Source organism: Streptomyces sp. cmx-18-6 (assembly GCF_046548915.1).
Lineage (GTDB): Bacteria > Actinomycetota > Actinomycetes > Streptomycetales > Streptomycetaceae > Streptomyces.
Genome location: NZ_JAEBEP010000022.1, coordinates 37,818 through 53,296, shown reverse-complemented (window position 1 = coordinate 53,296; position 15,479 = coordinate 37,818). Strand labels below are relative to the sequence as shown.

16 protein-coding genes are annotated in these 15,479 nt (G+C 71.8%); 7 read left to right on the top strand and 9 right to left on the bottom strand.

The window, feature by feature from the left end:
* Positions 1-4 precede the first annotated feature (4 nt).
* The 3 genes from ACLJPL_RS32775 to ACLJPL_RS32765 all read right to left on the bottom strand — a co-directional run bounded on the left by ACLJPL_RS32775 (position 5) and on the right by ACLJPL_RS32765 (position 1,765).
* Positions 5-421, bottom strand: coding sequence for a hypothetical protein (locus tag ACLJPL_RS32775; RefSeq protein WP_411084588.1), 417 nt, complete (start codon positions 419-421; stop codon positions 5-7).
* 285 nt (positions 422-706) lie between these two features.
* Positions 707-901, bottom strand: a complete 195-nt coding sequence (locus ACLJPL_RS32770) for a DUF397 domain-containing protein (protein WP_411084602.1) — start codon at positions 899-901, stop codon at positions 707-709.
* A gap of 12 nt (positions 902-913) precedes the next feature.
* Complete coding sequence (locus tag ACLJPL_RS32765; protein WP_411084587.1) at positions 914-1,765, bottom strand: DUF5753 domain-containing protein; 852 nt, start codon at positions 1,763-1,765, stop codon at positions 914-916.
* A 247-nt stretch (positions 1,766-2,012) separates the two neighbouring features.
* Between ACLJPL_RS32765 and ACLJPL_RS32760 the strand changes: the two genes are divergently transcribed.
* Positions 2,013-2,492: an ATP-binding protein gene (locus tag ACLJPL_RS32760; protein WP_411084586.1), complete on the top strand. Its 480-nt coding sequence runs from the start codon at positions 2,013-2,015 to the stop codon at positions 2,490-2,492.
* Positions 2,493-2,719: 227 nt separating this feature from the next.
* On the opposite strand, the gene ACLJPL_RS32755 is transcribed toward ACLJPL_RS32760, so the two are convergent.
* Positions 2,720-3,061, bottom strand: a complete 342-nt coding sequence (locus ACLJPL_RS32755) for a cupin domain-containing protein (protein ID WP_411084585.1) — start codon at positions 3,059-3,061, stop codon at positions 2,720-2,722.
* A gap of 71 nt (positions 3,062-3,132) precedes the next feature.
* Here ACLJPL_RS32755 and ACLJPL_RS32750 point away from each other — a divergent pair, with 71 nt between their 5' ends.
* A complete protein-coding gene (locus ACLJPL_RS32750) occupies positions 3,133-4,170 on the top strand; it encodes a GlxA family transcriptional regulator (RefSeq protein WP_411084584.1) in 1,038 nt (345 codons plus the stop codon).
* Positions 4,171-4,196: 26 nt separating this feature from the next.
* Here the strand turns inward: ACLJPL_RS32750 and ACLJPL_RS32745 are convergent, their stop codons facing one another.
* Entirely contained in the window at positions 4,197-5,228 is a 1,032-nt protein-coding gene (locus ACLJPL_RS32745; RefSeq protein ID WP_411084583.1) for a GlxA family transcriptional regulator, read from the bottom strand.
* 198 nt (positions 5,229-5,426) lie between these two features.
* Here ACLJPL_RS32745 and ACLJPL_RS32740 point away from each other — a divergent pair, with 198 nt between their 5' ends.
* The gene (locus ACLJPL_RS32740; protein WP_411084582.1) at positions 5,427-6,011 is read left to right on the top strand and encodes a cysteine hydrolase family protein; all 585 of its coding nucleotides are present in this window, start codon (positions 5,427-5,429) and stop codon (positions 6,009-6,011) included.
* 109 nt (positions 6,012-6,120) lie between these two features.
* Here the strand turns inward: ACLJPL_RS32740 and ACLJPL_RS32735 are convergent, their stop codons facing one another.
* Positions 6,121-6,720, bottom strand: coding sequence for a GNAT family N-acetyltransferase (locus ACLJPL_RS32735; RefSeq protein ID WP_411084581.1), 600 nt, complete (start codon positions 6,718-6,720; stop codon positions 6,121-6,123).
* A gap of 129 nt (positions 6,721-6,849) precedes the next feature.
* On the opposite strand from ACLJPL_RS32735, the gene tsaD reads away from it, so the two are divergent.
* Positions 6,850-7,986 carry a tRNA (adenosine(37)-N6)-threonylcarbamoyltransferase complex transferase subunit TsaD gene (gene tsaD / locus ACLJPL_RS32730; protein WP_411084580.1) on the top strand — a complete coding sequence of 379 codons (1,137 nt, stop codon included), beginning with the start codon at positions 6,850-6,852 and terminating at the stop codon, positions 7,984-7,986.
* A gap of 230 nt (positions 7,987-8,216) precedes the next feature.
* On the opposite strand, the gene ACLJPL_RS32725 is transcribed toward tsaD, so the two are convergent.
* On the bottom strand, positions 8,217-9,563 hold the full coding sequence (locus ACLJPL_RS32725; RefSeq protein ID WP_411084579.1) for a hypothetical protein: 1,347 nt from the start codon (positions 9,561-9,563) through the stop codon (positions 8,217-8,219).
* A 407-nt stretch (positions 9,564-9,970) separates the two neighbouring features.
* On the opposite strand from ACLJPL_RS32725, the gene ACLJPL_RS32720 reads away from it, so the two are divergent.
* Complete coding sequence (locus ACLJPL_RS32720; protein ID WP_411084578.1) at positions 9,971-10,357, top strand: hypothetical protein; 387 nt, start codon at positions 9,971-9,973, stop codon at positions 10,355-10,357.
* 94 nt (positions 10,358-10,451) lie between these two features.
* Here ACLJPL_RS32720 and ACLJPL_RS32715 read toward each other — a convergent pair whose 3' ends face one another.
* Positions 10,452-11,780 (bottom strand): FAD-dependent monooxygenase, encoded by a 1,329-nt coding sequence (locus tag ACLJPL_RS32715; protein ID WP_411084577.1) that lies wholly within the window; start codon positions 11,778-11,780, stop codon positions 10,452-10,454.
* Positions 11,781-11,959: 179 nt separating this feature from the next.
* On the opposite strand from ACLJPL_RS32715, the gene ACLJPL_RS32710 reads away from it, so the two are divergent.
* Positions 11,960-13,024: a TetR/AcrR family transcriptional regulator C-terminal domain-containing protein gene (locus ACLJPL_RS32710; RefSeq protein WP_411084576.1), complete on the top strand. Its 1,065-nt coding sequence runs from the start codon at positions 11,960-11,962 to the stop codon at positions 13,022-13,024.
* Here ACLJPL_RS32710 and ACLJPL_RS32705 read toward each other — a convergent pair.
* Entirely contained in the window at positions 13,002-13,823 is an 822-nt protein-coding gene (locus ACLJPL_RS32705; RefSeq protein WP_411084575.1) for a nucleotidyltransferase domain-containing protein, read from the bottom strand. The two genes, ACLJPL_RS32710 and ACLJPL_RS32705, sit on opposite strands and share 23 nt — an antisense overlap.
* A 413-nt stretch (positions 13,824-14,236) precedes the next feature.
* Here ACLJPL_RS32705 and ACLJPL_RS32700 point away from each other — a divergent pair, with 413 nt between their 5' ends.
* Positions 14,237-15,409 (top strand): MarR family transcriptional regulator, encoded by a 1,173-nt coding sequence (locus ACLJPL_RS32700; protein ID WP_411084574.1) that lies wholly within the window; start codon positions 14,237-14,239, stop codon positions 15,407-15,409.
* The last annotated feature ends 70 nt before the right edge of the window (positions 15,410-15,479 follow it).

The following is a 15,479-nucleotide window of genomic DNA, read 5'->3' as shown; positions in this document are numbered from 1 at the left end:
CGGGTCAGCAGCCCTGCGGACCGGGCATGCACGCCGTGCACGGCCCGGTCCGCGTGGGCAGGACGGTCAGCAGGGCCTTGGGGTCCACCGAGAACGCGAGGTAGGGGCGCACGATCCACTCGCTCCACCCCGCCCCGTGCCGCAGGGTGAACCCGCAGGTACGCCCCCGATGCAGCGCACCGATGGCCCGCACCCTCCCCGGCCCCTCGGCCCAGCCCAGAACCGGCCGCTGGGCCGCAGGCAAAGCGCTGAGCAGGCCCCGCGCCTCCTCCCGGATCCGCTGGATCGCCAGGTCGGGCGTGCGGGCGGAGTACCGCGCGAGGCTGTCGGGCTCGTCGAGGTCTTCCGAGGCGTACGTGTAGCGCTCGCACCAGTACGCGAACGGGCCGGGCCCCACAGGGCCGGGGACGTCTTCGAGCATGCGCGGCCTCCTGACGTAGCACCGGGAACGCCCCCTCACCGCGACCGGCGTGACGAGCTGCGGGAGGGGGCGCACCGGCTTACCTCTCCCCCAACGGGCGCAGACGCAGGGGGAGTTGGCCGCCACGTGACGGGGCGGCACATCAGGAAGCTAGCGCGCGGGGCGGGCGCGTATCAAGTGTTTGACGTCTAACGAGTGATTTTTCAGCGATTAACAAGTGATACGAACGACAAAGCGGCCCCCACCTGCGCCGGTGAGGACCGCCTGCCGCCGAAGCGCGAAATCTCAGGCGAAGTCGTCGAACTCGCCCTCCTTCGCACCACCCAGGAACGCCCGGAGCTTCACTCGCGTCGTGCGGACGACCACGTCGGGGTTGTCACTCTCACGCAGCAGGATCTCGCCGTCGTGCTCGGCAAGCTCCAGGCAGGCGCTACCTTCGGCGTTCGACGACTTCGACGACTTGCGCCACTGAATTTCCACGTGCTTCACGCCTCACACTTGTTGTGCGACCTCACGAATGAAGTCTTTTGACTTTGGCGGATCAAGAGACAGCCTCTCGATCCGATCCATCGCCGCTCGATAGTTCGCCAGAGGTGTCTCAGCGTCCAGGAACGCAGACCCGGTGGCCGTGTCCGTCAGCACGGTATCCAACTGCGGAACGCGTCCGTAGACATATTGCGTCGAGCTTCCGGCCTCCGGAAAGCCGCCGGCGGCGAAGGGGACCACCCGAACGGTGACATTGTCGCGCTCCGATTCGCGCAGCACGTACTCCAACTGACCGCGCGCGACGCTGGAGTCGCCGTACGTCATCCGCAGCGCCGCCTCATGGATGAGAAACGTGCAGGTCGGCGGGTTCTGCCGGTCGAGGACGTCTCGGCGCTTGAGCCGAAGTGACAGATGACGTCTCTGTCGAGCCGCGGCCGGGGGCGGAACGGTCTCCGCAAGTACCGCACGGGCGTAGTCCTCGGTCTGGAGCAGCCCCGGCATATGCATGATCTGCACGGCCCTGATCGCCACCGCGTGATGCTCCAGTTCAGCCAGATCCAGCGCGCCGCTGGTGAGGTCGTCGCGGTAGTCCTCCCACCAGCCCCGGCCCCGCTCCTCCGCCATCGCGGCGAGCGCTTCCACGTACGCCTCGTCGGGACACGCATAGCCGCCCGCCCAGTTACGGACGCGGTCACCGCTCACGCCGAAGCGCCCCGACTCCGTGTTGCTGATGGTGGTGCGCTCCGCGCCGAGCAGGGCGGCGGCCTCGGCGAGGGCAAGTCCCGCGCTCTGCCGCAGCTTGCGCAGCTCAGCACCCACACGGCGCTGCCGCGCGGTCGGCGCCTTCCTTGGTGGCATCGACGTCTCCTCTTGTCGGCTCCCAGTGTGGCTGGCGACCTCACCGTAATCCATTCGGTCACTTAATTTTGCACATGGGTCGCACAAGTGAGACTTGAAGCTATGGTCGTGCCCAGCACAGCACTTCGGCCCAGGTTTCCCGAAGTGCTGCCGCACAGACGTGCGTTGAGATCCAGGCCCCGGATTGACCCTCAAGGGCGAGGAATAGCGCACCAGTTCGCAGCACGAACCTCATGGGGAGAACGACATGACCGCTGCAACCCCAATGCCCCTACAGCCCAACCCGCTCAGCGGGGAGAACTACCGCCTCACCCTGCCCAACACCGCCAGCGCCGCGCGGCTCGCGAGGGACTTCGTCACCTCGCTGCTGGGCGTCAGCAGGCACCCCGGGCTGGTCGACGACGCCCGGGTCTGTGTCAGTGAGCTGGTCACCAACGCCCACCGTCATACGCGTACGCCGCTGATCCGGGTCCATGTGGCCGTCAACCGGAAGCGGGTCACCGTCGCCGTAACGGATGACGGCGGGCGGGCGGGCGATGCCGGAGCGGCGGCGCTCGGCACGTTCGGGTCGATGCGGGCGGCGGTGGGGCCGGAGGAGGAGAACGGGCGCGGGCTCGTCCTCGTGGAGAGCCTGGCGCAGGCGTGGGGGACGCGGAGCGGGGGCGCTCGGTATCCGGGGCGCACCGTCGTCTGGTTCACGCTCGGGCGGCCGGAACCGACCCCGTGAGTGCGGCCACGACCCTGGCCGCGACCCTGTCCGGTCCGGTGAGCACGGCCGCGACTGCGGCCGGGAGCATGTCCGGCGGGTCGTGGGGTTTCGGCGTGGCGGCCCTGGCCCTCGGCCTGCTCGCCGGCGCTGTTTCACTCGCGCCGGGGCCCACCGAGGGCGCATCGCCCCCGGTGGGCCCCGGCCTGCCCGCCCGGACCCCCGGACCGGACGGGCGGTCTTGAGGCTCAGGCTTCCATCAGCGAGATGCCGAGCATCCGCGCGCCCGTCTCCGTGCTCGGGCGGTGCTCGCTGCCGGGAGCGAAGACCACGTACGTACCGGGACCGTGTCGCTCACCGCCGTCGATCACCTCGCCGCTCAGGACGTAGTAGCGCTCTTCGGTGAGGTGGTGGTCGACCTCGGGCCACTCCGTGCCCGCCGCGAAGTCGATCAGCCAGCCCCGGGCGTAGTCCGTGCCCGGCAGCCTGCGGCGCACGATTCCGGGGACCACCTGGTGGGCCTCGACGTCGTCGATGTGGACGACGGTCTTGAGGAGGGTTTCGGCGTTGGTCTGCGTGTCGTTGGTCATGGCTCGATCGTGCCGCCGACCGATACGTCCGGACGAGTGTCGCGAATGACATTCACGGGTACTTTAATGACATGGTGATGTCCTTGCGCATACCCGAGCCGGAGACCGAGCCCGCTCCCCGCCACCGCGTGGTGGCGCTGCTCAACGAGCCGCAGTCGCCGCTGGAGCTGGCCTCGGCAGCCGAGGTCTTCGGCACCGACCACCCCGGCATTCCGACGCATTACGACTTCGAGGTCTGCACGGAGCGGCCCGGTCTCATCAGGACCACGGTCGGGCACTCCCTGCTCATCGAGTCCGGTCTCGGAGCCCTGGAGCGGGCGGAGACAGTGATCATCCCGAGCTGGCCGTCGCCCGGGGGGCCCGTGTCCGACGCTGTGCTCGGCGCCCTGCGCGCCGCGCACGAGCGGGGCGCGCGCATCGTGTCGATCTGCACCGGCGCGTTCGTCCTGGCGCGGGCCGGGCTCCTGGAGGGCCGCCGGGCGACCACGCACTGGCGGCGGACCGCGCAGTTCGCTGAGGACTATCCGCGGGTGACGGTCGTGGAGGACGTGCTGTACGTGGACCACGGCGATGTGGCGACCAGTGCCGGCAGCGGTGCGGGCATCGACCTCTGCCTCCATCTCGTACGGTCCGACCATGGCGCGGCCTATGCCGCCCAGATGGCCCGGAGCATGGTGCTGCCGCCGCACCGGGAGGGCAGCCAGCTCCAGTACGCGGAGCGGCCCGCGCCGGTCGGGGCGGGCGGCAGTGCGGACGACTCGCTGGCCCCGGTCCTGGAGTGGGCCCTGACGCGCCTGGACACGGACCTCTCCGTCGACCGGCTGGCCGCGCGGGCGGGTCTCTCGCCGCGCACGTTCGCCCGCCGGTTCGCCCGGCAGCTCGGCACCAGCCCGGGGCACTGGCTGCTCCAGCAGCGCATCGACGCGGCGCGGTCCCTGCTGGAACAGACCGATCTTCCCGTCGAGACGATCGCCGCCCGGGTCGGTCTGTCCTCGGCGGTCAACCTGCGGCGACGGTTCCACACCGCCCTCGGGACGACCCCGGGCGCGTACCGCCGCCTCTTCGGCGAGACCAGGACCGGTACGACGACACCGGCGGGGCTTGGCTGAACGCAGACCGGGGAGGGCGGGAAGCCTCAGCCGGACCTGAACCTGCGCCGGTACTCCGTCGGCGTCGTGTTCAGCCGTCGCCGGAACGCGCGCACCAGGGTGTCCGTCGTACCGAATCCGCAGACGGACGCGATCCGTTCGAGGGTGGCGTCGGAGGACTCCAGCTCGTTGCGGGCCTTCTCGACCCGTACGGATTCGATGTACGCGTGCGGGGTCGTCCCGAGCTCGGACTTGAAGATCCGGGTGAGGTGGCGGTCGCTGACGTGGGCGTGTCCGGCCAGGTCCACGAGAGTCAGCGGTTCACCGAGGTTGCGCATGATGTGGTGCCGCAGGTCGTCGATGCGCCGCGTCGCCGCGACCTGCTCCAGCGGAACGCTGAACTGGCTCTGCCCGCCCTGCCGCTTCAGGTACATCACGAGCTGCCGGGCGACGCGCAGTGCGACGGTCTCCCCGAGGTCGTCCGCGATCAGGGCGAGCGACAGATCGAGGCAGGCGCTGATCCCGGCCCCGGTCCACACATCGCCGTCCCGGACGAAGATCGGGTCGGCGTCGACCTCGATCTCCGGGTGCTCGTCGGCCAGTTGCCGCGCGGTCGACCAGTGGGTGGTGGCGCGCCGACCGTCGAGGAGCCCGGCGGCGGCGAGGAGATGGGCCCCCACGCATACGGAGGTGACCCGCCGCGCCCGTCCGGCGAGGGTCTTCACCCAGCCGACCAGTTCGGGATCGACGAGGGCACGGACCCGGCGCTCGCCGTCGACCTCGACCGAACCGGGGACGATCAGGGTGTCGATGCTCCTGCTCGCGACCTCGCGGAAGGTGGCGTCCGGGAGGATGCGGACCCCGGCCCCGGTGGTGACGGGGTCCATGGTCCCGGCGGCGAGGACGACCGCGTAACCGGCCGCGTCGTCGGTCTCGCGCCGGGCGAGCGAGAAGACCTCCGGCGGTCCGGTGACGTCGAGCAGGTCGACGCCGTCGAAGAGGACGATGACGACGAGTCGGCCGACGTCGGGTCGGCTGGCGGCGAGTCGGTTGACGTCGAGTCGGCTGGCGTCGGCCATGGTGGGCTCCCTTCAGGCTGCTGGTTCCGGGCCTGAGGCCCCGGACGGGGTGGGCCCATGTCCGTATCTGCATGTTAGTCGTCATTGCCGACATGCCAGGGCGGGTCATAGCGTCGAGACCGGAGCTCACCGGCGCTGCCGGATGTCCCCTCCGACACCCCAACTCCTCCCTAAGCACGGCCAGAAGGCGGTACCCCCATGTCCAGAACCACCCTGCGCGAGCTCAACGGCTTCGATCCGGCCCCGGCCGCGCTCTCCCGCTCGACGCTGATCCTGATCGACTTCCAGAACACCTACACCCGGGGCGTGATGGAGCTGGACGGCTGGCGGGCCTCGCTCGACGCCGCCACGCGCCTGCTGGCCCGCGCCCGCCGGGAGGGGGCGAAGGTCGTCCACGTCGTCAACGACGGCGGCGAGGGGACTCCGTACGACATCAGGGCCGAGATCGGCCGCATCCACCCGGACCTCGCACCGGCGGACGGGGAGCCCGTCGTGGTCAAGCAGGCCCCGAACGCCTTTTACGGCACCGACCTGGCCGACCACGTTCCGGAGGGCCAGGACGTCGTCCTCGCCGGCTGGATGACGCACATGTGCGTGGCGTTCACCGCGCAGGGCGCGTTCCTGCACGGCAACCGCCCCACGGTCGTGGCCGACGCCTGCGCGACCAGGTCGCTGCCGGTGCTGGGCGCCGATCTCGACGCCGGGCAGGTGCACTCCGGCGCTCTGGCGACCATCGGGGACCTTTACGGGGTCGTGGTCGCCACACAGGAGTCGCTGGGCTGACGTTCCGGAGGCGGCTCGGCAGCCTGGCGGCCTGGAGGCTCGGCGGGTCGGCGGCCTGGAGGCTCGGCGGCCTGGTGGCCTGGTGGCTCGGCGGGTCCCTCGCTCCGGGTCAGGCGCGGTCCTCAGGTCCCGGCGGGGCGGGCTCGGGCGTCCAGGTGCTCTCGTAGTAGCCCACCCGTTCGTCCTCGCCCACGCGCCGCATCCCGGCCGCCGTCATGACGTGGTGGGAGGCGGTGTTGTCGTGGTCGGCGTCGCCCTTCACCCGGGCGATGCCGCTGCGGCGGGCGGACTCCAGGACCGCGCGCAGGGCTTCGGAGGCGTATCCCCGGCCACGGGCGGACGGCACGAGCCCGTAGCCGATGGTGACGCTTCCGGTGTCGTCGGCCGGACCGTGGAAGCCCACCCCGCCGACCGCCCGCCCGTCCTCGCGGGTGCGGATCTCGTACACCCCGGGGTGCGGGCGCTCGCCGGCGCGGGCCAGGCTGTCGAGATAGCGCCGGGCGGCGGAGACATCGCCGCCGTCCGGGTAATCGGGGGCCCAGCGGGCCGCGTTGAGCCCGCCGCCCGACTGGTCCGGCCCGCCCGGCTGGTCCGGTTTGCCCGGTTGGTCCGGCTCGCCCGGCTGCGGCCCGCACTCGATCAGCTCGCGGGCCTCCTCGGGGCTGAGCCGGTGCAGTGTCAGTCGGGGTGTCGTGAGGTCGTCGTCCATGTCGCGTGCCTATCACCCGAGGGCGCCCGACCGCCTCCGGATTGACGCCTCCCCGCGCCGCCCGATCGCGGCGGCGTACCTTATTGCACATAGATTGCAATTGCGTTCGTCATGCGAGAGGAGGTCGCCGTGGGCTCTCCGGTGGTGCTGGGGATCGAGTCGTCGTGCGACGAGACCGGTGCGGGACTGGTGCGGGACGGGCGGCTCCTCGGGCACGCCGTGGCGTCGAGCATGGACGAGCACGCGCGCTTCGGCGGGGTGGTGCCGGAGATCGCCGCGCGGGCCCACCTCCACTCGTTCACGCCCGTGGTCCGGGAGGCGCTGGACCGGGCCGGGCTGCGGATGGCGGACGTCGGCGCGGTCGCCGTGACCACGGGCCCCGGCCTCTCGGGGGCGCTCCAGGTGGGCCTGGCGGGCGCGAAGACGCTGGCCTTCTCGCTGGGGGTGCCGCTGTACGGGGTGCACCACCTGGCGGGGCACGTCGCCGCCGACACCCTGGAGCACGGGCCGCTGCCGGATCCGTGCATGGTGCTGATCGTCTCCGGCGGGCACACCTCGCTGCTCCTGGTGCGGGATCTCGTACGGGATCCGATCGCGCACCTCGGGGACACCGTCGACGACGCGGCGGGAGAGTGCTTCGACAAGGTGGCCCGGGTGTTCGGGCTGCCCTATCCGGGCGGGCCGGCCATCGACCGCACGGCCCGCGAGGGCGACCCGCACGCGGTGCGCTTCCCCCGGCCGCTGACCGGGCCGAAGGACTCCCGCTACGACTTCTCCTTCTCCGGGCTGAAGACGGCCGCCGCCCGCTGGGCCGAGCAGCACCGCCTCCAGGGCAAGGAGATCCCGCTCGCGGACGGGGCGGCCTCGTTGCAGGAGGCGGTGGCCGACGTCCTGACCCGGAAGGCGGTGGCCGCCTGCCGCGCGCACGAGGTCGGGACGCTGGTGGTGGTGGGCGGGGTGGCAGCCAACTCGCGGGTGCGGGCGCTGGCCGAGGAGCGCTGCCGCGCGGCGGGGATCACCCTGCGGGTGCCGCCGCTGGGGCTGTGCACCGACAACGGGGCGATGATCGCCGCCGTGGGCGACCTGCTGGTGCGGGCCGGCGCGGAGGCGGCCCCGCTGGACGTCTCCATCGACCCGTCCGCGCCGCTGGAGTACGCCGCCCTGCACCCGGGCGCACGCCCCCCGACGCAAGCGACCGCCTCGGCCCGCGCGACCGGCCCCGGCCCCCTCCCCGGCACCCTTCCCGGCCCCTCTGACCACCTCTAACCGCCTGGGACCGCCTCAGCCCCACTGCCCCACTGATCCACCGACCCACCGACCCACCGACCCACCCTGACCGCTTCTGACCCGACCGGAGTACCGAAGCCGTGCGCACCGCCGACATCCGCAGCAGGTTCCTCGACCACTTCGCCGGGCGCGGCCACACGATCGTGCCCAGCGCTCCCCTGCCGGGTCTCGTCAACGACCGGTGACCCCGTCCCGCGCGGAGGGCCCTGTTACGGCCGGGAGGGGCCCTTTCCGGTGTCCGGGACGTCGGGTCCCGTGGCATCGGGGCCCGTAACACCGGAGCCGGTCGCCTCGCGCCCCGTAACACCGGATCCCGTGGCATCGGGGCCCGTGGCATCGGGGCCCGTAAAGCCAGAGCTCGGGGCGACGGGGCCCGTAAAGCCGGAGCTCGCGGCGACGGGGCCCGCAGTGCCGGAGCCCGTGATGCCCGAGCCCGTGATGCCGGTCCCCACCAGGCCCGCCGCCACCCGCAGCGTCACGGCGGCCGTGATCCCCGCCAGCAGGCCGAAGGTCATGGCGGCCGGTACGTTGCCGCCGAGGACGCCGGACAGGTGCAGCAGCCCCCAGCGCATGCCCGCGTCGTTCATCGCGACCTGCACCAACTGGCTGACCAGCAGCCCGAGTACGACCGCGCAGACCGCGCCGACCGCCATCGCCGGGATCGTGGTCCGGGTGAGCAGGACGGGCAGTTTCCGCAGCGACCACCACACCACCACGAGCAGCAGCGCGTCCACGAGGCGGTACAGGAACCAGTGGCCCACCGGCGTGCCCGCCGGGCTCGACCACGCGCCGAGCAGCAGCCACTGGCGCAGGAGTTCGCCCGGTTCGGCGAGGAATCCGGTGCCCGAGGGCGATGTCTGGATGGCGGCGGCCACGGGCTGGTACGACAGGACCACCAGCGACACGGCGACCACGGCCGTCCCCGCGGTGGCGGCCCAGCGGGCGGCGGCGGCCGGGACGACCGCCTGGGGCAACGGGCCCGCGCCCTTCGCGGTGATCCGGGCCGCGAGCACCGTCACCACCGCGGCGACGAGCGCGGCCAGGACCAGGATCTGCCGTCCGGAGGAGATCACGCTCGCGAGCTGGGGCAGGAAGCGGTAACTGCCGCGCCCGGCTGCGGCGATCAGCCAGGGCGCGGAGACGGCCACCGCCAGGTTCCCGGCCACCAGCCCCCAGGCCCACACCGCGAGCAGCGCGGCCGGCATCCGGCCGTTCACCGGCGGCAGCCTGCGGACCAGGAGCAGCGCCCCGGCGACGAAGAAGAGGAGGACCGCCGCGAACCGGATCTGCATCCCCGTGGTGTACAGGGACAGATAGTGGCCGCTTCCGTCCAGCGTGTCCGCGCCGTACGACTCCGCGCCGTACCGGACCGATGCCGGTACCTCGTACGACCAGGGGACGAGCCAGTGTTCGAGCTCGGCGGCGGCCCGCCCGCCGAGCACACTGCTCGCTCCCGGTAGCCGCAACGCCTCCGTACTCGCACCCGCCCACCACAGAAGCCCTGTGAGCAACAGCCCTCCGACCAGTGCCGGTATCACCGCACGTCGGTATTCCATGTAATCCCCCCGCTTTTACGGCACTTCGTGCTGCATGCCATGCGTCCCTCGTTGAAGTGGAGAGTACGGGGACGGGGCGGCGGCCGCGTACGGGGACGCCCGAATTGGTTTCGGCAGTACCACATTCCGGAATTGTTTGAATTCAGCGGCAATGCCCGGGGAGCTCCAAAAGGGTGGCGCTGTGTCGCCCCGGAATCTCTCCGCGTGGCCCTACGGGCCTGGCCGGCGCCACCCGGAGGGTGCCCGGCCGCAGCGGGGAAGCGCGAGCGCGGCCGAGCCGACGGCCGTGATTAACTCGGTTCTTGTTCGATGAGGCTGGTTCCGGCTCAGGCACGGAACCAGCCGTCAGAGCCGTCCTGTTCACGCAGAGAAAGCACGGGGAAAACGTGAAGACTACAGCTCGCATGATGGCCACGGGTGTCGCAGCGATAGCACTGATGGGAACGTCCGTCAGCGTCGCCGAAGCCGCACCCCGCGCCGCAGGCGTCGGCACGGCCACCGCCACCGGCGTATGGCACTGTTCCGGCGTGAAGATTTCGCGGTGCATCGAGAAGGTCGGCAACAACAAGGTCCGGGTGAACTTCGTCAACAAGACGAACAAGGCCGTCAAGGGCCGGTTCGGCGTGACATGCCAGGGAAGCCAGGGCCAGCGCGTCTATGACCTGAAGAAGAACCTTTCGGCGCGCGGCGGGTACCTCTCCGGCACGATCACCTGCCCCCCCGGGTTCGACAAGTCTGCCATCGGATGGCAGATAACGGCCGACACCTACTACAGCCCAGCGATCAGCATCTGATCTCCCACCCGGTCGCGGTGCTGCCGCCTCCCTCACATCCGTAGGGCGCGCGCAGCACCGCTCCGTAGGGCGCGCGCAGCACCGCACCACCCCGTCACCCTGTCCCCCAGCGCCCTCCCCCCGCCGGGCCCACGCGCTCGGCGGGGCCGTACTCCGGCAGCGCGATGTCCCCGGCCTTGGCGAACTGCGCGGCGAGCACGCTCCGCATCGGCCAGCGGGTCATCTGCCGCATGGACAGGTCCCGCAGACGGATCCCGAGCCGCCCCGAGGGCGCGAACCCCGATGCGCCGCCCGGCGGGAGCTGCTGGGCCTGGCTGACGTAGGGGCGCATGATCTCGTCGTAACGGCGGAAGGCGATGCGGTGGTCGCCCCTGGCGGCGGTGATCTCGCCGGCCAGGACGTACGCGCCGGCCAGGGCCAGGCTCGTCCCCAGGCCGGTCAGCGGGGACGCGCAGTATCCGGCGTCGCCCAGCAGCGCCACGCGGCCGCGAGACCAGCGGTCCAGGCGGACCTGGCCCATGGAGTCGAAGAAGAAGTCCGGGGCGGTGCGCATCGCCCGCAGCAGGCGCGGCGTCTCCCAGCCGGCGTTCGCGAAGTGCCGGGCCAGGAGGTCCTGTTGGGCGGCGACGTCTCGGCGGTCGAGGGCGAGGGGCGGCGAACGGAAGCTGAGGCCGACCTTGACCTCGCCGGGGAGGCGGCCGGGCCGTGCGGAGGCGACCAGGCCGCCGGGCGCGTTGTGCATCATGTACCAGCCGTCGAGTTCCAGGTCGTCGTCGACGGCGGTGAACCAGGCGGTGTACAGGCCGAGCGGGTGGACGAACTCCCGCTCGGGGCCGAAGGCCAGGGCCCGCACCACGGAGTGCGGCCCGTCCGCGCCGACGACCAGCCCGAACCGGCGGGGCGCGGCCTTCTCGAAGGTGACGGTGACCGCGTCCGCGTCGGCGTCCGTCCCCTGGCTGATCCCGGTGACGGTGTCGTCGAACAGGTACTCCGTGTCCGGCGGGGTGGAGTCGTACGGGCGAGTGGAGTCGTACGGAAGAGGGGAGCCGTACGGAAGAGGTGACCCGCCCGTCAGGGTGGAGTCGTACAGCAGGCGGGCGAGATCGCCCCGCAGGATCTCGATCTCGGAGACGATCCCCTCGCCGCCGAAGCTGTCGGCGGGCACCCGCGCGGTGATCCGGCCCGAGGCGTCCACGAGCGCCAGACCGCGTTGGTCCACGCTCACCGCCCTCGCCCGGTCCATCAGGCCCATCCGCTCGATCACGGTGCGGCCCGCGCCGCGCAGATCCACGGTCTGCCCGCCCGGCCGGGGTCCCGGAGCGCGTTCCACGACGGTGACCTTGAAGCCTCCTGCGCGTAGCCAGTACGCAAGGGCGGGTCCTGCGATGCCCGCACCGCTGACAAGTATCTCGTTGTTCGTCATGACGCGAAAATACGCCGTACGCACTGCACTACGCAAGCGCTAATTCCCTTGTCAGCGCAGCTATTTGAGTCGTGCCGTACTAGTGCACACAGACAGGGAAGGCCCCCGCGCGCGGCGGTCGTCCGGCCTTGGCCGCTAGGATGACCGCCTCTCAGGTGCCCTAGTGCGGAGGATGTTCGATGGGCGGCTCGCAGGCGGCGGTACCGCGCTACAGCCAAATCGTCGACGAACTGCGGCAGCGCATCGAAGCGGGCGAGCTGTCGCCCGGCGATCGCGTGCCCTCGACCCGCGAGATCACCAAACAGTGGGGCGTCGCGATGGCGACCGCCACCAAGGTGCTCACCGAGCTCCGCCGGGAGGGCCTGGTCCGTGTCGTCCCCGGGGTCGGGACCGTGGTGGAGTCCCGGCCGAGCCGACCGGTGCGCGCCACACGCCCCACAGCGGCAGCCGCATCACGTCCGGGCGGGCCGTCGTCCGACGCGTCACCCGCCGCGCCGTCCGATGCGTCGGCCGGTACGTCATCGGGTGCGGCATCCGGTACGTCAGCCGATGCCTCACTCCCCACGGCGTCGGCGCAGGCGTCGCTCACGACCGGGCGGATCGTCGCCGCCGCCGTCACGATCGCCGACGCGGAGGGGCTGGCCGCCGTCTCGATGCGGCGGGTGGCCGCCGATCTGGGCATGGCTCCCATGTCGCTGTACCGGCACGTGGCCGACAAGGACGACCTGCTGACCCGGATGATGGACACGGTCATCGCGAACGATCCCCTGCCCGCCGATCCACCGGCAGGCTGGCGTCCGGCGATCGAGCTGGCGGCCCGGCAGCTCTGGAGCGTGTTCCGCCGCCACCCCTGGCTCGGACCGGCCGTGTCGGTGACCCGCCCCCAGACGATCACCTCGGCCATGGCCTACAGCGAGTGGATGCTCGACACCCTGCACTCACACGGACTCGACCTTCAATCCGCTTTCACCGCCCACCTGATGCTGCTCAACTACGCCCGTGGAATCGCCTTCAATCTGGAGGCGGAGCAGGAAGCCGAGGCGCACAGCGGCCTCGACAGCGAGGAATGGATGGACGCCCAAGGGCCCGCGCTGCTCACGGTGTTGACCCCCGGCCGGTTCCCCGCACTCTCCCGTCTCGCCACCACCGGTTACGACCTCGACCTCGACGCCCTCTTCGAGTTCGGCCTCCAACGCCTCCTGGACGGCCTCGCCCCGCTCCTCAGCGAGGGCTCCGGCGACTGAGCGGAGGGGGCGCGGCGTCACCGGGGCCGGGTCCCCAAGTCTGGCGGTATCCCTCGCGGAGCGGGCCGCCGCACAGGGAGAGGACCTGGGCCGCCGCGGTCGCGAGCGGGGCCGGGTCGGCGTGTTCGGCCACGGTTCGGTGGCCGGCCAGCAGGGCTCTGCCCCGTACCGGATCCGCGTTCAGGAGGCGGCGGGGGAGCCATCTGCCGATGCCCGTCCAGGCGTTGAGGTGGGCGGTCAGCAGGTGGACCGCCTCGCGCAGGACCCCGTCCGCCAGGGCCAGTTGCTCGTAGCGTGCGGTCGGCGGGGCGTCGGCCAGGTCGTCCATGAAGCAGGTCAGCAGGTAGCGGCCCCGCTCCCACTCCGCCGGGGTGAGGGCGGGGGGCCCGGCCGCCAGGATTTGCCGGGCGCGTTCGCGCGCCCTGACCACATGGCCGTACGGGTCCAGCAGCGGCAACCCGTTCTCGTAGAGGAACAGGATCGTGCCCCGCCTCTGGAACCGGTCCCGCTCGAACGCCGCAGGCACGTCGGACACGGTGTGCACGAACAGCTCCGCCAACCGGCCGTGGTGGCGCAGGAGTTCACGTCGGCCGGTGTCTCCGTCCGGGAGGAGCACCGCCACATCCAGGTCACTGCTCGCCGTGGCGCGGCCCTGAGCGGCCGAGCCTCCGAGCAGCGCGCCCACAGCCTGGGGAAAACGTGTCCCGACCAGGTCCAGCGCTTCGTCCGCGAGCGTCTCGACCGCCAGGGGCTGGGACGTGGACTTGGTGGCTGAGCTTTCTTCGTCTCGGGCGTCCATGGGATTCATCGTGCCAGGGAGCGAAGGCGGGAGGGGCGGGGAGATTTCGGACCGGGGCTCGACGCTCGGGACCCGAGACCCGGGCTTCGGGAGCGGAAGTCCCGTCGTCGATTCACTCGTGCGGGTGTACGCGGGTGGGGTCCGGACCCGAAGCTCGGGTCCCGGGACCCGAGCTTCGGGACACGAGACCCGGGATTCGAGCCGCGTCTTTAACAGGTAGGGAAAAGAAGGGGGTTGGGAAAACCCTCCCCACCTCCCCCACCCGTAACGGCCAGCAAGTATGACTAATCGTGACAGCTTGCGACGCGGCGTCACGAATGCTTACGGTTCGGGAACCAAACGACCCCGACGCGGTGTTGGAAGCACCAGGCCGGGGTCTCACCGCAAGATCAACCCCATAGAAAGCCGATCCCGTGGTTACAGAGCACCTTAGTGCCGCCCCGCACGCGCCCGCATCCTCGCTCCCGTACCCCATGGCCACACCCGGTTACGGCAAGCGCCCCGCCCCCGGCCAACGGCCGCGCCAGGCGGATGACTTCGCCCTCCTCCCGGTCCGCGAGCGTTACATCGCCGGGTTCATCGAACGCCTCCCCACCGGGGCCGCGATGAGCGTGAAGTCCCTCGCCAGGCAGCTCCCGCTCTACGGGCAGCAAGCCGTCAGCTCCGCCCTCACCGCCCTGTCGGTCGCGGGATACCTCCGCCGCGTACGGTGCCCGATCGGCCACGGCGACGAGATCCGCTGGTCGTTCCGCACCTTCTGGTCCCGCACCGCCCGCGACAACGAGTGGTGGAACACCTATCTCGCCTCCGAGGCCGCCCAGGACCCCCGCGCCCCGCTGAGTTCCCAGGACGCCGCTCCTCCACCGCCCTGGGTGCCGGATGCGGAAGGGGAAGCGGCAGGGGACGTGGGAAAGGAAGCCGCGGTGGGCGCGCCCCAGGAGGCGGACTCGCGTGTGGACTTGAGCCCGGTTCCGGCTTCCGGCCCGGACCTGGACCCGGCCCCGGACCCGGACCCGGCCTCCGAATCGGCCCCCGCGCCCGTACCTGAACCCGCATCCGCACCCGCATCCGCATCCGCATCCGCACAAGCAGAACCTGCGGCACCCGCGCCCGCGGAACCCCCCGCCGACACCCCCTCCCCCGCCTACCTCGCACTCGCCCGGCTCGGGCGGGCCGATCCCCGGCTCGCCCTCTCCGCCGCCGACTGCACCGCCCTCGAAGCGCTCGCCGCCGCGTGGCTCGACCGGGGCGTGGACGGCGACTACGTGGTGCAGGCCCTCACCGCCGGGCTCCCCGCCCACGTCGGCTCCCCCGTGGGCCTCGTCCGCCGTCGCCTCACCGACAAGATCCCGCCCCGCGTGCCCGCCGCACCCGCGCCCGGCGCGCCCGCCCTCCGCGTACTCGTCGAATGCACCGCCTGCGGCGTACCGGGCCGTCCGGAAGCGCTCCCGGACGGCCTCTGCCGGTCCTGCCGGAAACCCGCCGACTCAGCTACCGGGCACGGCAGTTCGGCTGCCGCCCCCGCCGACGCACCCGACATCCGTACCCACATCACCGGCCTTCGCGACCTGCTCCGCGCCCCCTGAACAGCACGAAGGGGCGGCGGGAACCCGTAGGTCCCGCCGCCCCTCCCCTCGTCAGCCGAAGCCGTCAGCC

Coding starts and splice junctions, on each gene's coding strand:
- ACLJPL_RS32775 (WP_411084588.1), bottom strand. CDS start 421: ATGCTCGAAGACGTCCCCGGCCCTGTGGGGCCCGGCCCGTTCGCGTAC.
- ACLJPL_RS32765 (WP_411084587.1), bottom strand. CDS start 1,765: ATGCCACCAAGGAAGGCGCCGACCGCGCGGCAGCGCCGTGTGGGTGCT.
- ACLJPL_RS32760 (WP_411084586.1), top strand. CDS start 2,013: ATGACCGCTGCAACCCCAATGCCCCTACAGCCCAACCCGCTCAGCGGG.
- ACLJPL_RS32755 (WP_411084585.1), bottom strand. CDS start 3,061: ATGACCAACGACACGCAGACCAACGCCGAAACCCTCCTCAAGACCGTC.
- ACLJPL_RS32750 (WP_411084584.1), top strand. CDS start 3,133: ATGGTGATGTCCTTGCGCATACCCGAGCCGGAGACCGAGCCCGCTCCC.
- ACLJPL_RS32745 (WP_411084583.1), bottom strand. CDS start 5,228: ATGGCCGACGCCAGCCGACTCGACGTCAACCGACTCGCCGCCAGCCGA.
- ACLJPL_RS32740 (WP_411084582.1), top strand. CDS start 5,427: ATGTCCAGAACCACCCTGCGCGAGCTCAACGGCTTCGATCCGGCCCCG.
- ACLJPL_RS32735 (WP_411084581.1), bottom strand. CDS start 6,720: ATGGACGACGACCTCACGACACCCCGACTGACACTGCACCGGCTCAGC.
- ACLJPL_RS32725 (WP_411084579.1), bottom strand. CDS start 9,563: ATGGAATACCGACGTGCGGTGATACCGGCACTGGTCGGAGGGCTGTTG.
- ACLJPL_RS32720 (WP_411084578.1), top strand. CDS start 9,971: ATGGCCACGGGTGTCGCAGCGATAGCACTGATGGGAACGTCCGTCAGC.
- ACLJPL_RS32715 (WP_411084577.1), bottom strand. CDS start 11,780: ATGACGAACAACGAGATACTTGTCAGCGGTGCGGGCATCGCAGGACCC.
- ACLJPL_RS32710 (WP_411084576.1), top strand. CDS start 11,960: ATGGGCGGCTCGCAGGCGGCGGTACCGCGCTACAGCCAAATCGTCGAC.
- ACLJPL_RS32705 (WP_411084575.1), bottom strand. CDS start 13,823: ATGGACGCCCGAGACGAAGAAAGCTCAGCCACCAAGTCCACGTCCCAG.